The sequence below is a fragment of the Leptothrix sp. (in: b-proteobacteria) genome (assembly GCF_965250675.1).
In the GTDB taxonomy this organism is placed as follows: Bacteria; Pseudomonadota; Gammaproteobacteria; order Burkholderiales; family Burkholderiaceae_C; genus Sphaerotilus.
The window spans coordinates 392107-407470 of sequence record NZ_CBDFPH010000008.1 but is presented as its reverse complement, the minus strand read 5'-3'; the positions used below and the strand labels follow the sequence as shown (position 1 = coordinate 407470).

Here is a 15364-nt window from a genome sequence, read left to right as displayed (position 1 = left end):
GTCGGCCGTCGCACGCATGAGTCTGGCCACGTCCTGCCCTGCCTGCGGTACCGTCTTCCGGGTCATCGAAGACCAGCTCAAGGTCTCCGAAGGCTGGGTGCGCTGCGGCCAGTGCCAGGAAGTCTTCAATGCGCTGGAAGGCCTGTTCGATCTGGATCGCCCCCCGCCGGGCACCAGCATGCTGCAGCGCACGGTCGATTTGCCGCTCCCCGCCACGACTCAGGCGGAAGAGCCGCCCGCGCGCCCGACAACAGCCCCTGTCGCCGCAGCAGACAACGCACCGGACGACGACGACTCGGCCTGGGCGCCCACTTCAGCGGCATGGCTGCCGCCGGCTGTTGCGCCGCTGCCAGAGCCAGCACCTTTTCTCGCCGAACCGGCGGTCGAGAGCCAGGAGCCGTCCTGGACAGCGGATCCCCTGTGGGCAGATCCCTCGATCGCCCCCCTCGAAACGCCGCCGGCCACCGAAAAGGTTGCGGCGGAAACCCCGCCCCTCGACACGGCCGAGGCCGGTGCGCCCCTGCCCAGCTTCGTGGTCAGCGCCCAGCGCGAGGAGCGCTGGCGGCATCCGCTGGTGCGTGCGGGGCTGGTGCTGGCAGCACTGTGCGCCGCGTCAGGCCTGGTGCTGCAACTCGGCTGGCACTACCGCGACCTGCTCGCCGCGCGCTGGGCCTGGACCCGCCCGGTCTTGACGAGCGCCTGCGCCTGGCAAGGCTGCACGTTGCAGCCGCCGCGGCTGCTGGAAGCCCTGCTGGTCGACAACACCACGCTGACCCGACCGCCGGGCGTCGATGCCTATCGGCTGCAGGTCACGCTGCAGAACCACGCCGAGTTCACGGTGCAGGCACCGCACCTGGAACTGAGCCTGAGCGACGCCAGCGGCGCCTTGCTCGTGCGGCGCGTGCTCAGCCCCGAGGAGTTCCGCCGCCCGGCGGAACTGGCCACCGGCGAGAGCCAGTGGCAGCTGGAATTCACCAGCAGCGAACGGCGCTTTGCGGGCTACACGGTCGCCGCCTTCTATCCCTGATCAGGCGCGGGCCTGATTCAGCAGGGTCTGCGCGTCGCTGACCTCGAACTTGCCCGGACCTTCGACGTTGAGCGTCTTGACCACGCCGTCTTCGACCAGCATCGAATAGCGGTTGGAGCGCAGGCCCAGGCCGCGCGCGGTCAGGTCGAGCGTCAGGCCGGTGGCCTGGCTGAACAGCGCGCTGCCATCGCCCATCATGCGGACCTTGCCTTGCGTGCCGAGTTCACGGCCCCAGGCCCCCATCACGAAGGCGTCGTTGACGGAGATGCACCAGATCTCGTCGACACCGGCGGCCTTGAAATCCGCCGCGTGCTGGACGTAGCCGGGCACATGCTGGGCCGAGCAGGTCGGGGTGTAGGCGCCAGGCAGCGCGAAGATGGCGATCTTCTTGCCGGCGGTGGCCTTGTCCACTTCAAAGGCGTTCGGGCCGATGCTGCAGCCTTCGCCCTCGACTTCGACGTATTCGTACAGCGTGCCCGCAGGCAACTTGTCACCGATCTTCAACATGGGGTGGCTCCTTCAGGAAATGTCAGTAAATGCAGGGATGAAAAAAAACCGGCTGCCAGTTTCCTGGCCTGCCGGTTTCGCATGACGGACAGAGTCGCGAGGACTCCGCCATGTCATGGGTCTTGTCGGTGTGAACCGAAGTCGATCAGACCACGCGGGCCTTCTCGACCAGACGGGTCACGACCCAGTTCTTGGTCTTCGAGAGCGGACGGCTCTCGGAGATCTCGACCACGTCGCCATTCTTGTACTCGCCATTTTCATCATGAGCGTGGTACTTGCTGGAACGGGCCACGATCTTGCCGTAGAGCTCGTGCTTGACGCGACGCTCGACCAGAACGGTGACAGTCTTGGCGCGCTTGTCAGAAACAACCTTGCCCACGAGGGTCCGGGTGTTCTTGTGCGCGGTTTGGGCTTCGCTCATCACGCAGCTCCCTTCTTCTTCTCAGCGAGGATGGTGCGGGCACGTGCGATGGCGCGACGCGTCAGCTTCAGCTGGTTGTTGTTGGACAACTGCTGGGTCGCCTTTTGCATGCGCAGACCGAAGTGGGCCTTCAGCAGATCGCTGATTTCCTTTTCCAGTCCCGCGACGTCCTTGGTGCGGAGTTCAGTGGCTTTCATCGAGTTCTCCTGACTCAAGTACCGAACTGACGCGTCACGAATGTCGTGCGCAGCGGCAGTTTGGCGGCAGCCAGAGTGAAGGCCTCACGGGCCAGCGCTTCAGGCACGCCATTGACTTCATAGAGCACCTTGCCCGGCTGAATCTCAGCGACGTAGTACTCCGGGTTTCCCTTACCGTTACCCATACGCACTTCGGCCGGCTTTTGCGAGATCGGCTTGTCCGGGAAGATGCGGATGAAGATACGGCCACCGCGCTTGATGTGGCGCGAGATGGCACGGCGAGCGGCTTCGATCTGGCGAGCGGTGATGCGACCACGCTCGATGGACTTCAGACCAAACTCGCCGAAGGCCACGTTGGCGCCACGGGTGGCGACACCCGTGTTGCGGCCTTTTTGTTCCTTACGGAACTTGCGACGCGACGGTTGCAACATTCCTTATTCTCCTTTGGCAGTCACCGGTGCGGCAGCGCGAACCACGCGCTTCACACCCGGCTTGTCGCCTGCTGCAGCGGCGGCGCCGTCAGCAGCCGGCGCGTCACCACGTCCAGCACCTGGACCACCACGACCCGGGGCACCACGGCCCGGACCGCTCGGACGGCGATCGCCACCCGGACGGTCGCTGCGCGGATTGCGGCGGCGACGGTCGTCTTCAGGACGGTCCTCACCACGCATCACCGGCGCATCGCCGTTGGCCAGACGGTCACCGCGGTAGACCCAGACCTTGACACCGATGATGCCGTAGGTGGTCTTGGCTTCAGCGAAACCGTAGTCGATGTCAGCACGCAGGGTGTGAAGCGGCACGCGACCTTCGCGGTACCACTCGGTCCGTGCGATTTCGATGCCGTTCAGACGACCTGCGGACATGATCTTGATGCCCAGGGCGCCCAGACGCATCGCGTTCTGCATCGCGCGTTTCATCGCACGGCGGAACATGATGCGCTTTTCGAGCTGCTGCGTGATCGACTCGGCGATCAGCTGCGAGTCGACTTCAGGCTTGCGCACTTCCTCGATGTTGACGGCCACAGGCACGCCGAGCATCTTGGTGAGTTGCTGCTTGAGGTTCTCGATGTCCTCGCCCTTCTTGCCGATCACCACGCCCGGACGTGCCGAGAAAATGGTGATGCGGGCGTTCTTGGCGGGGCGCTCGATCAGGACGCGCGAGACAGCGGCGCTCTTGAGCTTCTTCTTCAGAAACTCGCGAACTTCGATGTCTTCAGCCAGCATCGCTGCGAACTGGCGGTTGCCGGCGTACCAGCGCGACGACCAATTGCGGGTGACCGGCAGGCGGAAACCGATCGGATGGATTTTCTGTCCCATGACTTTCTACCTGCCTTATCAGTTGCCGACGGTCACGTAGATGTGCGCGGTGGGCTTGCTGATGCGGTTGCCACGGCCTTTGGCCCGGGCAGAGAAACGCTTCAGCGTGGCACCTTGCTCCACGTAGATCGAAGTGATGCGCAGTTCGTCGATGTCGGCACCGTCGTTGTGCTCGGCGTTCGCGATGGCGCTCTCGAGCGCCTTCTTGATGATGCCGGCGGCCTTCTTCTGCGTGAAGGTGAGGATGTCGAGCGCTTGGCCGACTTTCTTGCCACGGATCAAGTCCGCGACCAGACGGCCCTTGTCGCAGGACAAGCGGACGCCTCGCACGATTGCTTTGGTTTCCATTGCCTCTGCTCCTTAGCGCTTGGCTTTCTTGTCCGCAGGGTGACCCTTGAACGTACGGGTCAGCGCGAACTCGCCGAGTTTGTGGCCGACCATCTGGTCGGTCACATACACGGGCACGTGTTGTTTGCCGTTGTGCACAGCAATCGTGACACCGATGAAGTCCGGCAGGATCGTGGAGCGACGCGACCAGGTCTTGACAGGCTTCTTGTCCTTGATGGCCACAGCCTTCTCGACTTTAGCCAGCAAGTGATGGTCGACGAACGGACCTTTTTTGAGTGAACGAGCCATAGCGTGCTGCCCCTCTTACTTCTTGCGACGCGAGACGATGTACGTCTGCGTGCGCTTGTTGTTGCGGGTGCGGTAGCCCTTCGTGAGGGTGTTCCACGGCGACACAGGTGCCTGACCTTCGCCGGTGCGGCCTTCGCCACCACCGTGCGGGTGATCCACCGGGTTCATCGCCACACCGCGAACGGTCGGACGAATACCCTTCCAGCGAATCGCGCCAGCCTTGCCGTACTGGCGCAGGTTGTGCTCTTCGTTCGACACTTCGCCAATGGTGGCGCGGCAGTCGATGTGGATCTTGCGGACTTCACCCGAGCGCAGGCGGACCTGCGAGTAAGTGCCTTCACGCGCCATCAGCGTCACCGAGGTGCCTGCTGAACGGGCGATCTGGGCGCCCTTGCCGGGGAGCATCTCGACGCAGTGAATCGTCGAGCCGACCGGGATGTTGCGGATGGGCAGGGTGTTGCCGGACTTGATCGGCGACTCGGCGCCGCTCAGGACCGTCTGACCCACTTCCAGACCACGCGGAGCGATGATGTACGAGCGAGCACCGTCTGCATAGCAGATGAGCGCGATGTGCGCCGTGCGGTTCGGGTCGTATTCAATGCGCTCAACCTTGGCGGGAATGCCGTCCTTGTTGCGCACGAAGTCGACCACGCGGTAGTGGTGCTTGTGACCACCGCCCTTGTGGCGAACCGTGATGTGACCGTTGTTGTTACGGCCGGAGTTCTGCTTCTGGGGCTCGAGCAGCGATGCTTCGGGCTTGCCCTTGTGCAGGTGCTTGTGCACGACCTTGACGACGCCGCGCTGACCCGGCGTGGTCGGTTTGACCTTGACGACTGCCATTACGCGGCCTCCCCGGAGAAGTTGAGTTCCTGGCCCGCCTTCAGGGAAACATAGGCCTTGCGCACATGGTCACGACGGCCGGTGCGGCCGCCGAAGCGCTTGGTCTTGCCCTTTTGGTTGAGCACGCGAACCGAGTCCACTTCCACCTTGAACATCAGTTCAACGGCGGCCTTGATCTCGATCTTGGTGGCGTCCTGCAGCACCTTGAACATCACTTGGTTGTGCTGTTCACCGACGCTGGTGGCCTTCTCGGAAATGATCGGCGCAACGAGCACCTGGGCCAGACGGCCTTCGGTGAAATTGCGGTTGATGGGTGCGCGGCTCATGCGAACATCTCCTGCAGCTTGTCGATCGCAGCCTTGGTCACCAGGATCTTCTTGTAGAAGACCAGCGACAGGGGATCGGCGTAACGCGGCTCGACAACCAGCACGTTGGGCAGGTTGCGCGAAGCGAGAAACAGGTTCTCGTCGACCTCATCGGCGATCACCAGCACGTGATCGAGGTTCATGGCCTTCAACTTCGCTGCCAGCAGCTTGGTCTTGGGCGCCTCGATCGTGATCGAATCGATCACAGCCAGACGGCCTTCACGGGCCAACTGCGAGAAGATCGACGCCATGCCGGCGCGATACATCTTCTTGTTGACCTTGTGGCTGAAGTTCTCGTCAGGCATGTTCGGGAAGATCCGACCACCGCCACGCCACAGGGGCGAAGACGTCATACCCGCACGAGCGCGGCCGGTGCCTTTTTGGCGGAACGGCTTTTTCGTCGAGTGGTGAACCTGTTCGCGATCCTTCTGTGCGCGGGTGCCTTGGCGGGCATTGGCCTGGTAGGCCACCACGACTTGATGGATCAGCGATTCGTTGTAGTCACGGGCGAACACGGTGTCAGGCGCGTCCACCTTGGCGGTGGCCTGACCCTGCTCGTTCAGGAGCTCGAGCTGCATCAGTTGGCCCCTTTCTTGAGCTTGACCTTGACGGCAGGACGCACGGTGACAAAGCCACCCTTTGCGCCCGGGACTGCACCCTTGATCAGCAGCAGCTGACGGGCTTCGTCCACGCGCACGATGTCGAGGTTCTGCGTGGTGACGGTTTCGTCGCCCATGTGACCCGTCATCTTCTTGCCCGGGAACACACGGCCCGGATCCTGCGCCATCGAGATCGAGCCCGGCACGTTGTGCGAACGGCTGTTGCCGTGCGACGCGCGCTGCGAGCGGAAGTTGTGACGCTTGATGGTGCCGGCAAAGCCTTTACCGATCGAGGTGCCTTGCACATCGACCTGCTGGCCTGCAGCGAACATGGCGATCGGCAGTTGCGAGCCCGGCTTGTATTCAGCAGCCACATCGGCGCTGACACGGAACTCTTGCAGCAACTCGCCGGATTCGACGCCGGCCTTGGCCAGATGTCCAGCTTCGGGCTTGGTCACGCGGGAAGCGCGACGCTGACCGAAAGCCACCTGCACGGCGCTATAGCCGTCGGTTTCCACCGTCTTGACCTGGGCGACACGGTTGTTCGACACGTCGAGCACCGTCACGGGCACGGCATCGCCGTCGTCCGTGAAGATGCGCATCATGCCCACCTTGCGGCCCAGCAAACCGAGGCGTTGGCCCGGAATGGGGGTAGTCATGGTTTTTCTCCAATGCCCGACATCGATTGGCCGGGCTGACTGATTTGTCTCGTTTGCCGCCGACCGACCTTGCAGTCAGCGACAACTCCCGAAACGCCTGAATGGGACGCAGGTTGCCCTGAGTCCGGGAAAGCTCGCGAGAGTATCACGTTTTGCACCTGTTCGGCAAGGGGCGGCCAAACCTACAATCACGCATCCCCCAAGCTGGTCCCCTCTAGATGTCCAATCTTTCTGCTCTCACCGCCCTGTCTCCCCTGGATGGCCGCTACGCCGGCAAACTCGCCGCGCTGCGCCCGCTCCTGAGCGAATTCGGTCTGATGCACCGTCGCGTGCAAGTCGAGGTGGAGTGGTTCATCGCCCTGTCCGACGCCGGCTTCGACGAGTTCAAGCCGCTGTCGGCCGGCTCGCGTCAATATCTACGTGCGCTGATCGCCAGCTTCAGCGAAGCCGATGCGCAGGCCATCAAGGACATCGAGCGCACCACCAACCACGACGTCAAGGCGATCGAGTACTGGCTCAAGTCGCGCCTGGCGCACGAGCCTGAACTGCACGCCGCCGGCGAGTTCGTGCACTTCGCCTGCACGTCCGAGGACATCAACAACACCAGCCACGCGCTGATGTTGAAGGCCGCACGCGAAGACGTGCTGCTGCCCACGCTAGACCGCATCATTGCCAAGCTCAGCCTGATGGCGCGCGATTTCGCCGCCATCCCCATGCTCAGCCGCACCCACGGCCAGACCGCCAGCCCGACCACCGTCGGCAAGGAAATCGCCAACGTCGTGGCCCGCCTGGTCCACGCCCGCACCACCATCGCCGGCGTCAAGCTGCTGGCCAAGATGAACGGCGCCGTTGGTAACTACAACGCCCACCTGTCGGCCTACCCGAGCAAGGACTGGGAAGCGTTCAGCCGCCAGGTGGTCGAAGGCGCGCTCGGCCTGAGCTTCAACCCGTACACCATCCAGATCGAGCCGCACGACTACATGGCCGAACTGTTCGACGCCGTCACCCGCGTCAACACCATCCTGATAGACTGGTCGCGTGATGTGTGGGGCTACATCAGCCTGGGTTACTTCAAGCAGCGCACCAAGGAAGGCGAAGTCGGCTCATCGACCATGCCGCACAAGGTCAACCCGATCGACTTCGAGAACGCCGAAGGCAACTTCGGCCTGTCCAGCGCCCTGCTCACCCACCTGAGCCAGAAGCTGCCGATTTCCCGCTGGCAGCGCGACCTGACCGACTCCACCGTGCTGCGCAACATGGGTGTGGCGCTCGGTTACGCCCAGCTCGGCTATGACAGCCTGCTGCGCGGCCTCGACAAGCTGCAACTCAACCAGGCCGCGCTGTCGGACGACCTCGACGACGCCTGGGAAGTGCTGGCCGAACCGATCCAGACCGTCATGCGCCGCTACGGCCTGCCCCAGCCCTACGAGCAGCTGAAAGCCTTCACCCGCGGCCAGCCGATGACGCGTGCGCTGATGCAGGGCTTCATCGCCAACCTCGACCTGCCGCAAGCCGAAAAAGACCGCCTGCTGGCCATGACACCGGGCAGCTACATCGGCCTGGCCGCAGAGCTGGCACGCCGCGTGGGCTGAAGAACCGACACAGCGCCATGAACTTCATCGCCCAACTCCAGCGCGCCGAGCGGCGCCACCAATCGCTGCTCTGCGTCGGCCTCGACCCCGAGCCGGGCAAGCTGCCCGGCGCCTGGAAGGGCGATGCCGGCCGCATCTACGACTTCTGCGCGCGCATCGTCGACGCCACCAAAGACCTGGTGATCGCCTTCAAGCCGCAGATCGCCTACTTCGCCGCCCACCGCGCCGAAGACCAGCTTGAGCAGCTGATGGCCTACATCAAGCGCACCGCGCCCGACGTGCCGGTGATCCTCGACGCCAAGCGCGGCGACATCGGCTCCACCGCCGAGCAGTACGCCCGCGAAGCCTTCGAGCGCTACCAGGCCGACGCCGTCACGCTGTCGCCCTTCATGGGCTTCGACTCGATCGAGCCGTATCTGCGCTACCCCGACAAAGGCGTGATCCTGCTCTGCCGCACCTCCAACCCCGGCGGCAACGACTGGCAGATGCAACGGCTGGCAGATGTGCCCGGCCAGCCGCGCCTGTTCGAGCACCTGGCGCACCTGGCGCAGACCGACTGGAACAAAAATGGCCAGATCGGCCTGGTGGTCGGCGCCACCTACCCTGAGGAGATCGCCCGCGTGCGCGAACTCGCCCCGACGCTGCCGCTGCTGATCCCCGGCGTCGGCGCGCAAGGCGGTGACGCGGCGGCCACCGTGCAAGCCGGCCTGCGCGTCAACGCCGCCGGCGAAGTCACCGGCCCGGTGATCGTCAACAGCTCCCGCGCGGTGCTGTACGCCAGCAGCGGCGAGGACTTTGCAGCCGCAGCGCGGCGGGTGGCGATGGCGACGCGGGATGCGTTGAACGCGGCGCGCTAAGTTCAAGCGGCCGCAGATCGCACCCACGCCGCAATCTGCGGCGCGCTCATCGCCCCGCTGGTGCGCGCCACCTCCCGGCCGGCGCGGAACAGCACCATGGTCGGAATCGAGCGGATGCCGAACTGGGCCGACGCGCGCGGGTGGTCGTCGCTGTTGACCTTGGCCAGCACGACCTGGCCGCGCAACTGCGCCGCCGCCTGCGCAAAGTGCGGCGCCATCTGCCGGCACGGGCCGCACCAGGGCGCCCAGAAGTCGACCAGCACGGGCAGTTCGGTCTTGGCAATCAGCGTCGGGAAACTGGCGTCGGTCAGGTCGACCGGCGCGGCGGGCAGCAGGTCCTGGCCGCAGCGGCCGCAGACCGGCGACTCGGTCAGTCGTTCATTGGGCACGCGGTTGGTGGCCAGGCAGTGGGGGCAGGCGATGTGCATGGGGCCGGTCCAGATCGGGTTGCGATGGCTCGCACATCAGCCCGGACGGCCGGAAATCAAGCCTGGGCTCAGGCCAGCGGCAGCTCGGTGTAGAACTTGCCGCCGTGATAGATCAGTGGCGAGGCGCCCGGCGTGTAGCGGCACTGCTCGACTTCGCCCACGAAGATGACGTGGTCGCCCTCTTCATAACGGCTGCGGTTGTGGCACTCGAACACCGCCGCTGCGCCTTCAAGCAGCGGCGCGCCGCCTGCGCCCGGCCGCCAGTTCAGGCCGGCGAATCGGTCGACGCCCTTGCTGGCGAAGCGCATCGCCAGTTCGCGCTGGTCGGCGGCCAGGATGTGGATCGCGTAGTGCGAGCCGGCCTGGAACGCCGGCATCGAACTCGCCTGCCGCGACAGGCTCCACAGCACCAGCGAGGGCGTCAGTGACACCGAGTTGAACGAATTGGCCGTCAGCCCGACCGGCTGGCCGTCCGGCGCGCAGGCGGTGACGATGGTCACGCCGGTGGCGAACAGGCCCAGCGCGGCGCGGAAATCCTGGGTCGTGAACGGCGTGGTGACAGGGGCGGCTGACGCAGGCGACAGCGGCTGGGAGGGAGTGGATTGGGGCAGGCCGGACATAGCGGCAGATTGTCGGCGATCGTCAAACCTAGAATTCGCCGATGCCTGCCATGCCCCCATCCTCCGCTATGGCGGACACCCCACCCGCCGCCGCTCCGACCCCGACCGCACGCGCCAGGGCGCAGCGCGTCTGGCGGCTCGCTGCCGTGATGGTGCTGGGCTTTGCCTCCGGCCTGCCGCTGGCGCTGACCGGCCAGGCGCTGCAGGCGTGGCTGAGCCTGGAGGGCATCGACGTGGCGACCATCGGCTTCCTGAGCCTGGTCGGCCTGCCCTACACCTTCAAGTTCCTGTGGGCGCCGCTGATGGACCGCTTCGACCCGCCCGGCCTGGGCCGCCGTCGGGGCTGGCTGGTGGTGACGCAGGTGCTGCTGGCGCTGGCGCTGTTCGGGCTGTCGGTGACGTCGCCGAGCGCCTCGCTGCAGGCGTTTGCGCTGCTGGCGGTGGCGGTGGCCTTCCTGTCGGCCTCGCAGGACGTGGTGATCGACGCCTACCGCACCGACCTGCTGCCGGCGCATGAGCGCGGGCTGGGCTCGTCGCTGTCGGTGCTGGGCTACCGGCTGGCGATGATCCTGTCGGGCGGCGTGGCGCTGATCTGGACCGATCCGGCCAACGTCGCCAGCGGCGGCGTGGCCTGGGACTGGCCGGCGGTCTACCGCTTCATGGCGCTGCTGATGCTGGGCGCGGCGGTCTTGTCGGCGCTGCTGCTGCCGCGATTGCGCGGCGCGGTCACGCCGTCCAGCGTGGCGCGCAACGATCTGACCGGCTTCATGGCCGTGCTGGCGGCGGTGGCGCTGGGTTATGTCGTGACCGACCGTGCGCTCGGCCCGTTCGCCCAGCAGCTGCTGGGGCCGCTGCTGGAGGGCACCGCGCTGGCGCCCACCCTGCGCCAGCGCTGGGTCGACCTGCTGGCGTTGCTGCTGGGCATCGGCTTCACGCTGCCGCTCGCGGCCTGGGCGGCACGCAAGGCGCGCTTCGAGACGCTGCTGGGCGGCCTGGCCAACTACTTCAGCCAGCCTGGCGCGGGCGTGTTCCTGGCGTTCATCGTGCTCTACAAGCTGGGCGATGCGTTTGCCGGCTCGCTGATGACGCCGTTCCTGCTCAAGGCCATGCTCTACAGCCCGGCCGAGATCGGCGTGGTCAACAAGATCATCGGCCTGTGGCTGACCATCGGCGGCGCGCTGCTGGGCGGCGCGCTGATGCTCAAGCTCGGGCTGTGGCGCTCGCTGCTGCTGTTCGGCGTGCTGCAGATGGCCAGCAACCTGGGCTTCTGGTGGCTGGCGGTCAACGGCGCCGGCGTGCTGCCCGGCCTGACGGTGCCGGCCTTCGACTGGGGCTTTCTGCAACTCGCCAAGCCCACGCCGGTGGACGGCGGGCTGCTGATGGTGATTGCGTTCGAGAACCTCTCGGGCGGCATGGGCACTGCGGCGTTCGTGGCCTTCCTGATGAGCCTGACCAGCCAGCGCTACACCGCCACGCAGTACGCGCTGCTGTCGGCGTTTGCGGCGGTGGGGCGGGTCTGGGTCGGGCCGCTGGCGGGCGTGCTGGCCGAGTCGATCGGCTGGCCGAGCTTCTTCATCGTCTCGACCGGGGCGGCCCTGCCCGCGCTGGCCCTGCTGTGGCGCCTGCGGGCCGAGGTCGGCGCGCTGGACGCGCCGACGCCATCAAGCCTGCTTCAGTAGCGGAAGCCCACGCCCAGCCGCAGCGAGGTGACGGTGCGGCGGTCCACCCGGCCGTTCGATTCGAACAGGCTCTCTTCGGTGGTCTTGCGCTGCGCGACCAGCACGTCGGTGCGCAGGTCCATGGTCGGCGTCATCGGGAAACGCGCACCCAGGAAACCGCCCAGCGTCGAGGCGTGGCGGTCGGAATGGGTCGCACCGCCCACTTCCAGCCCCACATAAGGCTGCAGTTGCGCGGCCATGCTGGGGGCCTGGATGTAGTGCGTGGCACGCAACGCGGCCGACACGCCCTGGCTGGCGCCCGTCACCGGCTTGCGGATGTCGGCCAGGCCGAACACCAGGCCGACGGAGAACTGCGCGTCGACCAGGCGCTCGTACGCCAGGCTCCACGAGCCCATGCTGTCGCTGCTGAAATCGCGCGGCGCGAGCTGGAAGGTCAGTGCCGTGTCGGCCTGCGCGGCAGGCATCAGGGCCGCCAGCGCCAGGGCGGCAGCGGTGGCACGCAGGCCGGTCTTGATCTTGTTCATGTCGTCATTCCTGTTTTTGTCGAAGGCCGGCATCGTAATGCGGTGCTGCCTAGAATCAGTGACACCCTGTTTGCAGACCTCCGCCCACACCCGCCGCATGAACCAGCCTTTTGTCACCGACGCCGAGATCACCACCCGCATCGACCTGCATCGCAGCGGTTGCGGCTGCGCCCTGCACGGCCGGCGCCTGTTCACGGGCCTGCTGCTGGCGGGCGGCGCGGCGGCCAGCGTGCCGAGCTGGGCGCGCGAGGGCGTCGACATCCAGCCCGGGCGCAACTCCCAGCTCACCAAGCTGGTGCCGGCCGAGCAGATCGAGAACGCGGCCACCCAGCAATACATGCAACTGCAGCAGGAAGCCAGCAGCAAGAATGCGCTGGCACCGGCCAACCACCCGCAGTCCATCCGCCTGCGCGCCATTTCCGAGCGCCTGATTCCCTACACCTACGAGTGGAACAAGCGCGCGCGCGACTGGAAGTGGGAGGTCAGCCTGATCGGCAGCAAGCAGGTCAACGCCTTCTGCATGCCGGGCGGCAAGATCGCCTTCTACACCGGCATCCTGCAGCAGCTGCAGTTGAGCGACGACGAAGTCGCCATGATCATGGGCCACGAGATGGCGCACGCGCTGCGCGAACACGCCCGCGAGCGCATGGGCAAGCAGATGGCCACGCAAGGCGCCATCGGCCTGGGCGCGGCGCTGCTGGGCCTGGGGGATCTGGGCCGCTCGGTGGCCGACATGGGCGGGCAGCTCTTGACGCTCAAGTTCAGCCGTGACGATGAATCCGAGGCCGATCTGGTCGGCATGGAACTCGCCGCCCGCGCCGGCTACAACCCGGCCGCTGGCGTGACGCTGTGGCAGAAGATGCAGGAAGCCAGCAAGGGCGCGCCGCCGCAGTTCCTGTCGACCCACCCGTCCAGCGGCACGCGCATCCAGGAAATCGAGGCCAGCCTGCCCAAGGTCGAAGGCCTGTACGCCCGCGCCGCCAAGCCGACGCAGCGCTTCAACCCGCCCAAGCCGGCCTGACAGACCGGCTTGGGCGATGCCGCCTCAGCGCTGCGTGCGGTAGGGTTCCTCAAACGCCAGGAAGTCCTGCTCGGCCAGCGCCTGCGCCACCCAGGCCGCTACGCCCGGCGTGGCCCAGACGTGGTCCATGTAAGCCTGGACCTGCGCCGGCACCGGCAGCGCGTAGGTGCGCAGCCGGCCCACCACCGGCGCGAAATAGGCATCGACGATGCCGAACTCGCCGAACAGGAACGGCCCGCCCTCGCCACGACTGGCTTGCAGCGCCTCGGTCCACAGCGCCACCAGCCGGGCCAGGTCGGCGCGCACCGCCGGTTGCTCGGCCAACACGCGGGCGCCGACCTCGGGCAGCGACGCCTCGATGTTCTGCGGACACGCGCCGCGCAGCGCGCTGAAGCCCGCGTGCATCTCGGCGCACAGCGAGCGCGCCCGGGCGCGCTGCAGCCGGTCGCGCGGCCACAGCGCGTGCTGCGGGAAACGCTCGGCCAGGTACTCAGCCATCGCCAGCGTGTCCCAGACGATGAAGCCATCGTCGACCAGCACTGGCACCTTGCCAGTGGGCGACACGCTAGCCAGCGCGGTCTTGAAGCCCGAGCCGGCGTCGAAGCTGTCGAAGCGCACCATCACCTCGTCGAACGGAATGCCGAACTGCCGCAGCAGCACCCACGGCCGCATCGACCAGGACGAGTAGTTCTTGTTACCGATGTAGAGCTGCATGGCGGGCCTCAGTGGTTTCAATCGTGCGTCAATCGTGCACGTAGGGATTGCCGCGGCGCTCGCGCCCGAAGCTGCTTTCCGGGCCGTGGCCGGGGATGAACACGGTGTCATTGCCCATCGGCCAGAGGCGCTCGGTGATGCTGCGGATCAGCGTGTCGTGGTCGCCGCCGGGGAAGTCGGTGCGGCCGATGCTGCCGGCAAACAGCACGTCGCCCACGAAGGCGCGCTGCGCCTCGGCGCTGTAGAACACCACGTGGCCGGGCGTGTGGCCGGGGCAGTGGCGCACGGCCAGCGTGCTGTGGCCGATCTGCACCGTGTCGCCGTCGGCCAGCCAGCGCGTCGGCGTGAACATCTCGGCGGGCGGAAAGCCGAACATCTGGCTCTGCTGGGGCAGGCCGTCGATCCAGTACTGGTCGCCCGGGTGCGGGCCGATGATGGGCAGGCCCTCTTCACGCGCCAGCGTGCCGGTACCGCCGGCGTGGTCGATATGCGCGTGGGTGAGCCAGATCTGCTCCAACGTGAGGCCGCGCTTGGCGACTTCGGCGCGGATGCGGTCCAGGTCGCCGCCGGGGTCGATCACGGCGGCTTTCAGGGTCTGGTCGCACCAGACGATCGAGCAGTTCTGCTGGAAGGCCGTTACCGGCACGGTGTGATATTTCAACATCCGGCCATGCTAGCCAGATTTCGGGCGGGCCACGCCGCCCGAGGGCCGATCAGAAGCTGTAGCCGATGCCGATGCTCAGTTGCGGCAGGAAGCGGACCTTGCCGACGCCGTCGCGCAGATCGGCCGATTCGCGGTCCACATCGGCCTGCGTGACGTTGCCGCGGCCCACGGCCGTGACGGTGGCGCGGCCGATGCTGGCGCCGATGTCCGACGAGAACCGGAAGCCGGTGTCCGCCTGGTGGCCCCAGCCGATGCCCAGATAGGGCGTGGTCTTGGGGAACTTGATCTGCACGTTCAAGCCGTCGTTGGCCGAGTTGTAGGTCGTGCCACCGATGTCGATGGTGCCGCCGGCACCGGACGCGTCCAACTCCAGCTTGTAGTTGTTGGAGGTGATGCCCCCTGTCAGGCGGAAGCTGCCGCTGAAGGGAAACCAGTCGCCGTACAGCCCGAGGCGGCTGGCCTTCAGCTTGCCGTTGTAGAGGATGTCCGACTCGGTCTGCGTCTTCTCGTGGCTGCCGAGCGTGACGAAGTCACCGCGCACGCCGAACGAGGCATTGATCGGGTGGGCATAGCCCAGACCGACGCCGGGCAGGCCGGCCGGCAGGTAGAGCTCGCCCGCCTGGCTGGCGGTCGCCGCAGCGGTCAGGCCGAGCGCAAGGGTGACGGAGAGCAAACGGTTGCGACGCGAAGGGTTCATC

General features: G+C 66.4%; 22 protein-coding genes. 5 read left to right on the top strand and 17 right to left on the bottom strand.

From position 1 onward, the window contains the following. Positions 1–16 precede the first annotated feature (16 nt). Positions 17–1027 carry a zinc-ribbon and DUF3426 domain-containing protein gene (locus AC5IG3_RS11140; RefSeq protein WP_491906372.1) on the top strand — a complete coding sequence of 337 codons (1011 nt, stop codon included), beginning with the start codon at positions 17–19 and terminating at the stop codon, positions 1025–1027. Here AC5IG3_RS11140 and AC5IG3_RS11135 read toward each other — a convergent pair whose 3' ends face one another. From AC5IG3_RS11135 to rplC, 11 genes are all read right to left on the bottom strand, one after another. Further along, entirely contained in the window at positions 1028–1534 is a 507-nt protein-coding gene (locus AC5IG3_RS11135; protein ID WP_491906371.1) for a peroxiredoxin, read from the bottom strand. It abuts the gene before it with no gap. A gap of 145 nt (positions 1535–1679) precedes the next feature. Next, positions 1680–1955 (bottom strand): 30S ribosomal protein S17, encoded by a 276-nt coding sequence (gene rpsQ, locus AC5IG3_RS11130; protein ID WP_491906370.1) that lies wholly within the window; start codon positions 1953–1955, stop codon positions 1680–1682. Then, positions 1955–2152, bottom strand: a complete 198-nt coding sequence (gene rpmC, locus AC5IG3_RS11125) for a 50S ribosomal protein L29 (protein WP_491906369.1) — start codon at positions 2150–2152, stop codon at positions 1955–1957. Before rpmC ends, rpsQ begins: the two co-directional genes overlap by 1 nt. A gap of 14 nt (positions 2153–2166) precedes the next feature. Then, complete coding sequence (rplP, locus tag AC5IG3_RS11120; RefSeq protein ID WP_491906368.1) at positions 2167–2583, bottom strand: 50S ribosomal protein L16; 417 nt, start codon at positions 2581–2583, stop codon at positions 2167–2169. Positions 2584–2586: 3 nt separating this feature from the next. Next, positions 2587–3468 (bottom strand): 30S ribosomal protein S3, encoded by an 882-nt coding sequence (rpsC, locus tag AC5IG3_RS11115; RefSeq protein WP_491906367.1) that lies wholly within the window; start codon positions 3466–3468, stop codon positions 2587–2589. Positions 3469–3486: 18 nt separating this feature from the next. Continuing rightward, positions 3487–3816 carry a 50S ribosomal protein L22 gene (gene rplV / locus AC5IG3_RS11110; protein ID WP_491906366.1) on the bottom strand — a complete coding sequence of 110 codons (330 nt, stop codon included), beginning with the start codon at positions 3814–3816 and terminating at the stop codon, positions 3487–3489. 12 nt (positions 3817–3828) lie between these two features. Beyond that, positions 3829–4104, bottom strand: a complete 276-nt coding sequence (gene rpsS / locus AC5IG3_RS11105) for a 30S ribosomal protein S19 (protein WP_491906365.1) — start codon at positions 4102–4104, stop codon at positions 3829–3831. A 15-nt stretch (positions 4105–4119) separates the two neighbouring features. Then, complete coding sequence (gene rplB, locus AC5IG3_RS11100; RefSeq protein WP_491906364.1) at positions 4120–4944, bottom strand: 50S ribosomal protein L2; 825 nt, start codon at positions 4942–4944, stop codon at positions 4120–4122. Further along, positions 4944–5270, bottom strand: coding sequence for a 50S ribosomal protein L23 (gene rplW, locus AC5IG3_RS11095; protein ID WP_491906363.1), 327 nt, complete (start codon positions 5268–5270; stop codon positions 4944–4946). Before rplW ends, rplB begins: the two co-directional genes overlap by 1 nt. Further along, positions 5267–5887, bottom strand: coding sequence for a 50S ribosomal protein L4 (rplD, locus tag AC5IG3_RS11090; RefSeq protein WP_491906362.1), 621 nt, complete (start codon positions 5885–5887; stop codon positions 5267–5269). The genes rplW and rplD overlap by 4 nt, the downstream gene beginning before the upstream one ends. Further along, on the bottom strand, positions 5887–6567 hold the full coding sequence (gene rplC, locus AC5IG3_RS11085; protein ID WP_491906361.1) for a 50S ribosomal protein L3: 681 nt from the start codon (positions 6565–6567) through the stop codon (positions 5887–5889). Before rplC ends, rplD begins: the two co-directional genes overlap by 1 nt. Positions 6568–6785: 218 nt before the next feature. Between rplC and purB the strand changes: the two genes are divergently transcribed. After that, positions 6786–8159 carry an adenylosuccinate lyase gene (gene purB, locus AC5IG3_RS11080; RefSeq protein WP_491906360.1) on the top strand — a complete coding sequence of 458 codons (1374 nt, stop codon included), beginning with the start codon at positions 6786–6788 and terminating at the stop codon, positions 8157–8159. A 17-nt stretch (positions 8160–8176) separates the two neighbouring features. Further along, positions 8177–9016, top strand: a complete 840-nt coding sequence (pyrF, locus tag AC5IG3_RS11075) for an orotidine-5'-phosphate decarboxylase (RefSeq protein WP_491906359.1) — start codon at positions 8177–8179, stop codon at positions 9014–9016. A gap of 2 nt (positions 9017–9018) precedes the next feature. Here the strand turns inward: pyrF and trxC are convergent, their stop codons facing one another. After that, on the bottom strand, positions 9019–9444 hold the full coding sequence (trxC, locus tag AC5IG3_RS11070) for a thioredoxin TrxC (RefSeq protein ID WP_491906358.1): 426 nt from the start codon (positions 9442–9444) through the stop codon (positions 9019–9021). Positions 9445–9512: 68 nt separating this feature from the next. Beyond that, complete coding sequence (locus tag AC5IG3_RS11065; protein ID WP_491906357.1) at positions 9513–10064, bottom strand: flavin reductase family protein; 552 nt, start codon at positions 10062–10064, stop codon at positions 9513–9515. A gap of 50 nt (positions 10065–10114) precedes the next feature. Here AC5IG3_RS11065 and AC5IG3_RS11060 point away from each other — a divergent pair, with 50 nt between their 5' ends. Next, a complete protein-coding gene (locus tag AC5IG3_RS11060) occupies positions 10115–11743 on the top strand; it encodes an AmpG family muropeptide MFS transporter (RefSeq protein ID WP_491906356.1) in 1629 nt (542 codons plus the stop codon). Here the strand turns inward: AC5IG3_RS11060 and AC5IG3_RS11055 are convergent. Beyond that, positions 11737–12267, bottom strand: coding sequence for a hypothetical protein (locus tag AC5IG3_RS11055; RefSeq protein WP_491906355.1), 531 nt, complete (start codon positions 12265–12267; stop codon positions 11737–11739). The genes AC5IG3_RS11060 and AC5IG3_RS11055 overlap by 7 nt on opposite strands. Positions 12268–12364: 97 nt before the next feature. Between AC5IG3_RS11055 and AC5IG3_RS11050 the strand changes: the two genes are divergently transcribed. After that, positions 12365–13288: a M48 family metallopeptidase gene (locus AC5IG3_RS11050; protein WP_491906354.1), complete on the top strand. Its 924-nt coding sequence runs from the start codon at positions 12365–12367 to the stop codon at positions 13286–13288. A 24-nt stretch (positions 13289–13312) separates the two neighbouring features. Here AC5IG3_RS11050 and AC5IG3_RS11045 read toward each other — a convergent pair whose 3' ends face one another. Genes AC5IG3_RS11045 through AC5IG3_RS11035 form a run of 3 tightly spaced genes read right to left on the bottom strand, consistent with a single transcriptional unit; the run spans position 13313 to position 15363 of the window. Next, positions 13313–14002 carry a glutathione S-transferase family protein gene (locus AC5IG3_RS11045; RefSeq protein ID WP_491906353.1) on the bottom strand — a complete coding sequence of 230 codons (690 nt, stop codon included), beginning with the start codon at positions 14000–14002 and terminating at the stop codon, positions 13313–13315. A 28-nt stretch (positions 14003–14030) separates the two neighbouring features. Continuing rightward, positions 14031–14666, bottom strand: coding sequence for an MBL fold metallo-hydrolase (locus AC5IG3_RS11040; RefSeq protein ID WP_491906352.1), 636 nt, complete (start codon positions 14664–14666; stop codon positions 14031–14033). A gap of 49 nt (positions 14667–14715) precedes the next feature. After that, positions 14716–15363, bottom strand: a complete 648-nt coding sequence (locus AC5IG3_RS11035) for a hypothetical protein (RefSeq protein ID WP_491906351.1) — start codon at positions 15361–15363, stop codon at positions 14716–14718. Between the last annotated feature and the right edge of the window lies 1 nt (position 15364).

Excerpts from the sequence above, each read along its gene's own strand:
- AC5IG3_RS11140 (WP_491906372.1), top strand. The coding sequence starts at position 17 with ATGAGTCTGGCCACGTCCTGCCCTGCCTGCGGTACCGTCTTCCGGGTC.
- AC5IG3_RS11135 (WP_491906371.1), bottom strand. The coding sequence starts at position 1,534 with ATGTTGAAGATCGGTGACAAGTTGCCTGCGGGCACGCTGTACGAATAC.
- rpsQ (WP_491906370.1), bottom strand. The coding sequence starts at position 1,955 with ATGAGCGAAGCCCAAACCGCGCACAAGAACACCCGGACCCTCGTGGGC.
- rpmC (WP_491906369.1), bottom strand. The coding sequence starts at position 2,152 with ATGAAAGCCACTGAACTCCGCACCAAGGACGTCGCGGGACTGGAAAAG.
- rplP (WP_491906368.1), bottom strand. The coding sequence starts at position 2,583 with ATGTTGCAACCGTCGCGTCGCAAGTTCCGTAAGGAACAAAAAGGCCGC.
- rpsC (WP_491906367.1), bottom strand. The coding sequence starts at position 3,468 with ATGGGACAGAAAATCCATCCGATCGGTTTCCGCCTGCCGGTCACCCGC.
- rplV (WP_491906366.1), bottom strand. The coding sequence starts at position 3,816 with ATGGAAACCAAAGCAATCGTGCGAGGCGTCCGCTTGTCCTGCGACAAG.
- rpsS (WP_491906365.1), bottom strand. The coding sequence starts at position 4,104 with ATGGCTCGTTCACTCAAAAAAGGTCCGTTCGTCGACCATCACTTGCTG.
- rplB (WP_491906364.1), bottom strand. The coding sequence starts at position 4,944 with ATGGCAGTCGTCAAGGTCAAACCGACCACGCCGGGTCAGCGCGGCGTC.
- rplW (WP_491906363.1), bottom strand. The coding sequence starts at position 5,270 with ATGAGCCGCGCACCCATCAACCGCAATTTCACCGAAGGCCGTCTGGCC.
- rplD (WP_491906362.1), bottom strand. The coding sequence starts at position 5,887 with ATGCAGCTCGAGCTCCTGAACGAGCAGGGTCAGGCCACCGCCAAGGTG.
- rplC (WP_491906361.1), bottom strand. The coding sequence starts at position 6,567 with ATGACTACCCCCATTCCGGGCCAACGCCTCGGTTTGCTGGGCCGCAAG.
- purB (WP_491906360.1), top strand. The coding sequence starts at position 6,786 with ATGTCCAATCTTTCTGCTCTCACCGCCCTGTCTCCCCTGGATGGCCGC.
- pyrF (WP_491906359.1), top strand. The coding sequence starts at position 8,177 with ATGAACTTCATCGCCCAACTCCAGCGCGCCGAGCGGCGCCACCAATCG.
- trxC (WP_491906358.1), bottom strand. The coding sequence starts at position 9,444 with ATGCACATCGCCTGCCCCCACTGCCTGGCCACCAACCGCGTGCCCAAT.
- AC5IG3_RS11065 (WP_491906357.1), bottom strand. The coding sequence starts at position 10,064 with ATGTCCGGCCTGCCCCAATCCACTCCCTCCCAGCCGCTGTCGCCTGCG.
- AC5IG3_RS11060 (WP_491906356.1), top strand. The coding sequence starts at position 10,115 with ATGCCCCCATCCTCCGCTATGGCGGACACCCCACCCGCCGCCGCTCCG.
- AC5IG3_RS11055 (WP_491906355.1), bottom strand. The coding sequence starts at position 12,267 with ATGAACAAGATCAAGACCGGCCTGCGTGCCACCGCTGCCGCCCTGGCG.
- AC5IG3_RS11050 (WP_491906354.1), top strand. The coding sequence starts at position 12,365 with ATGAACCAGCCTTTTGTCACCGACGCCGAGATCACCACCCGCATCGAC.
- AC5IG3_RS11045 (WP_491906353.1), bottom strand. The coding sequence starts at position 14,002 with ATGCAGCTCTACATCGGTAACAAGAACTACTCGTCCTGGTCGATGCGG.
- AC5IG3_RS11040 (WP_491906352.1), bottom strand. The coding sequence starts at position 14,666 with ATGTTGAAATATCACACCGTGCCGGTAACGGCCTTCCAGCAGAACTGC.
- AC5IG3_RS11035 (WP_491906351.1), bottom strand. The coding sequence starts at position 15,363 with ATGAACCCTTCGCGTCGCAACCGTTTGCTCTCCGTCACCCTTGCGCTC.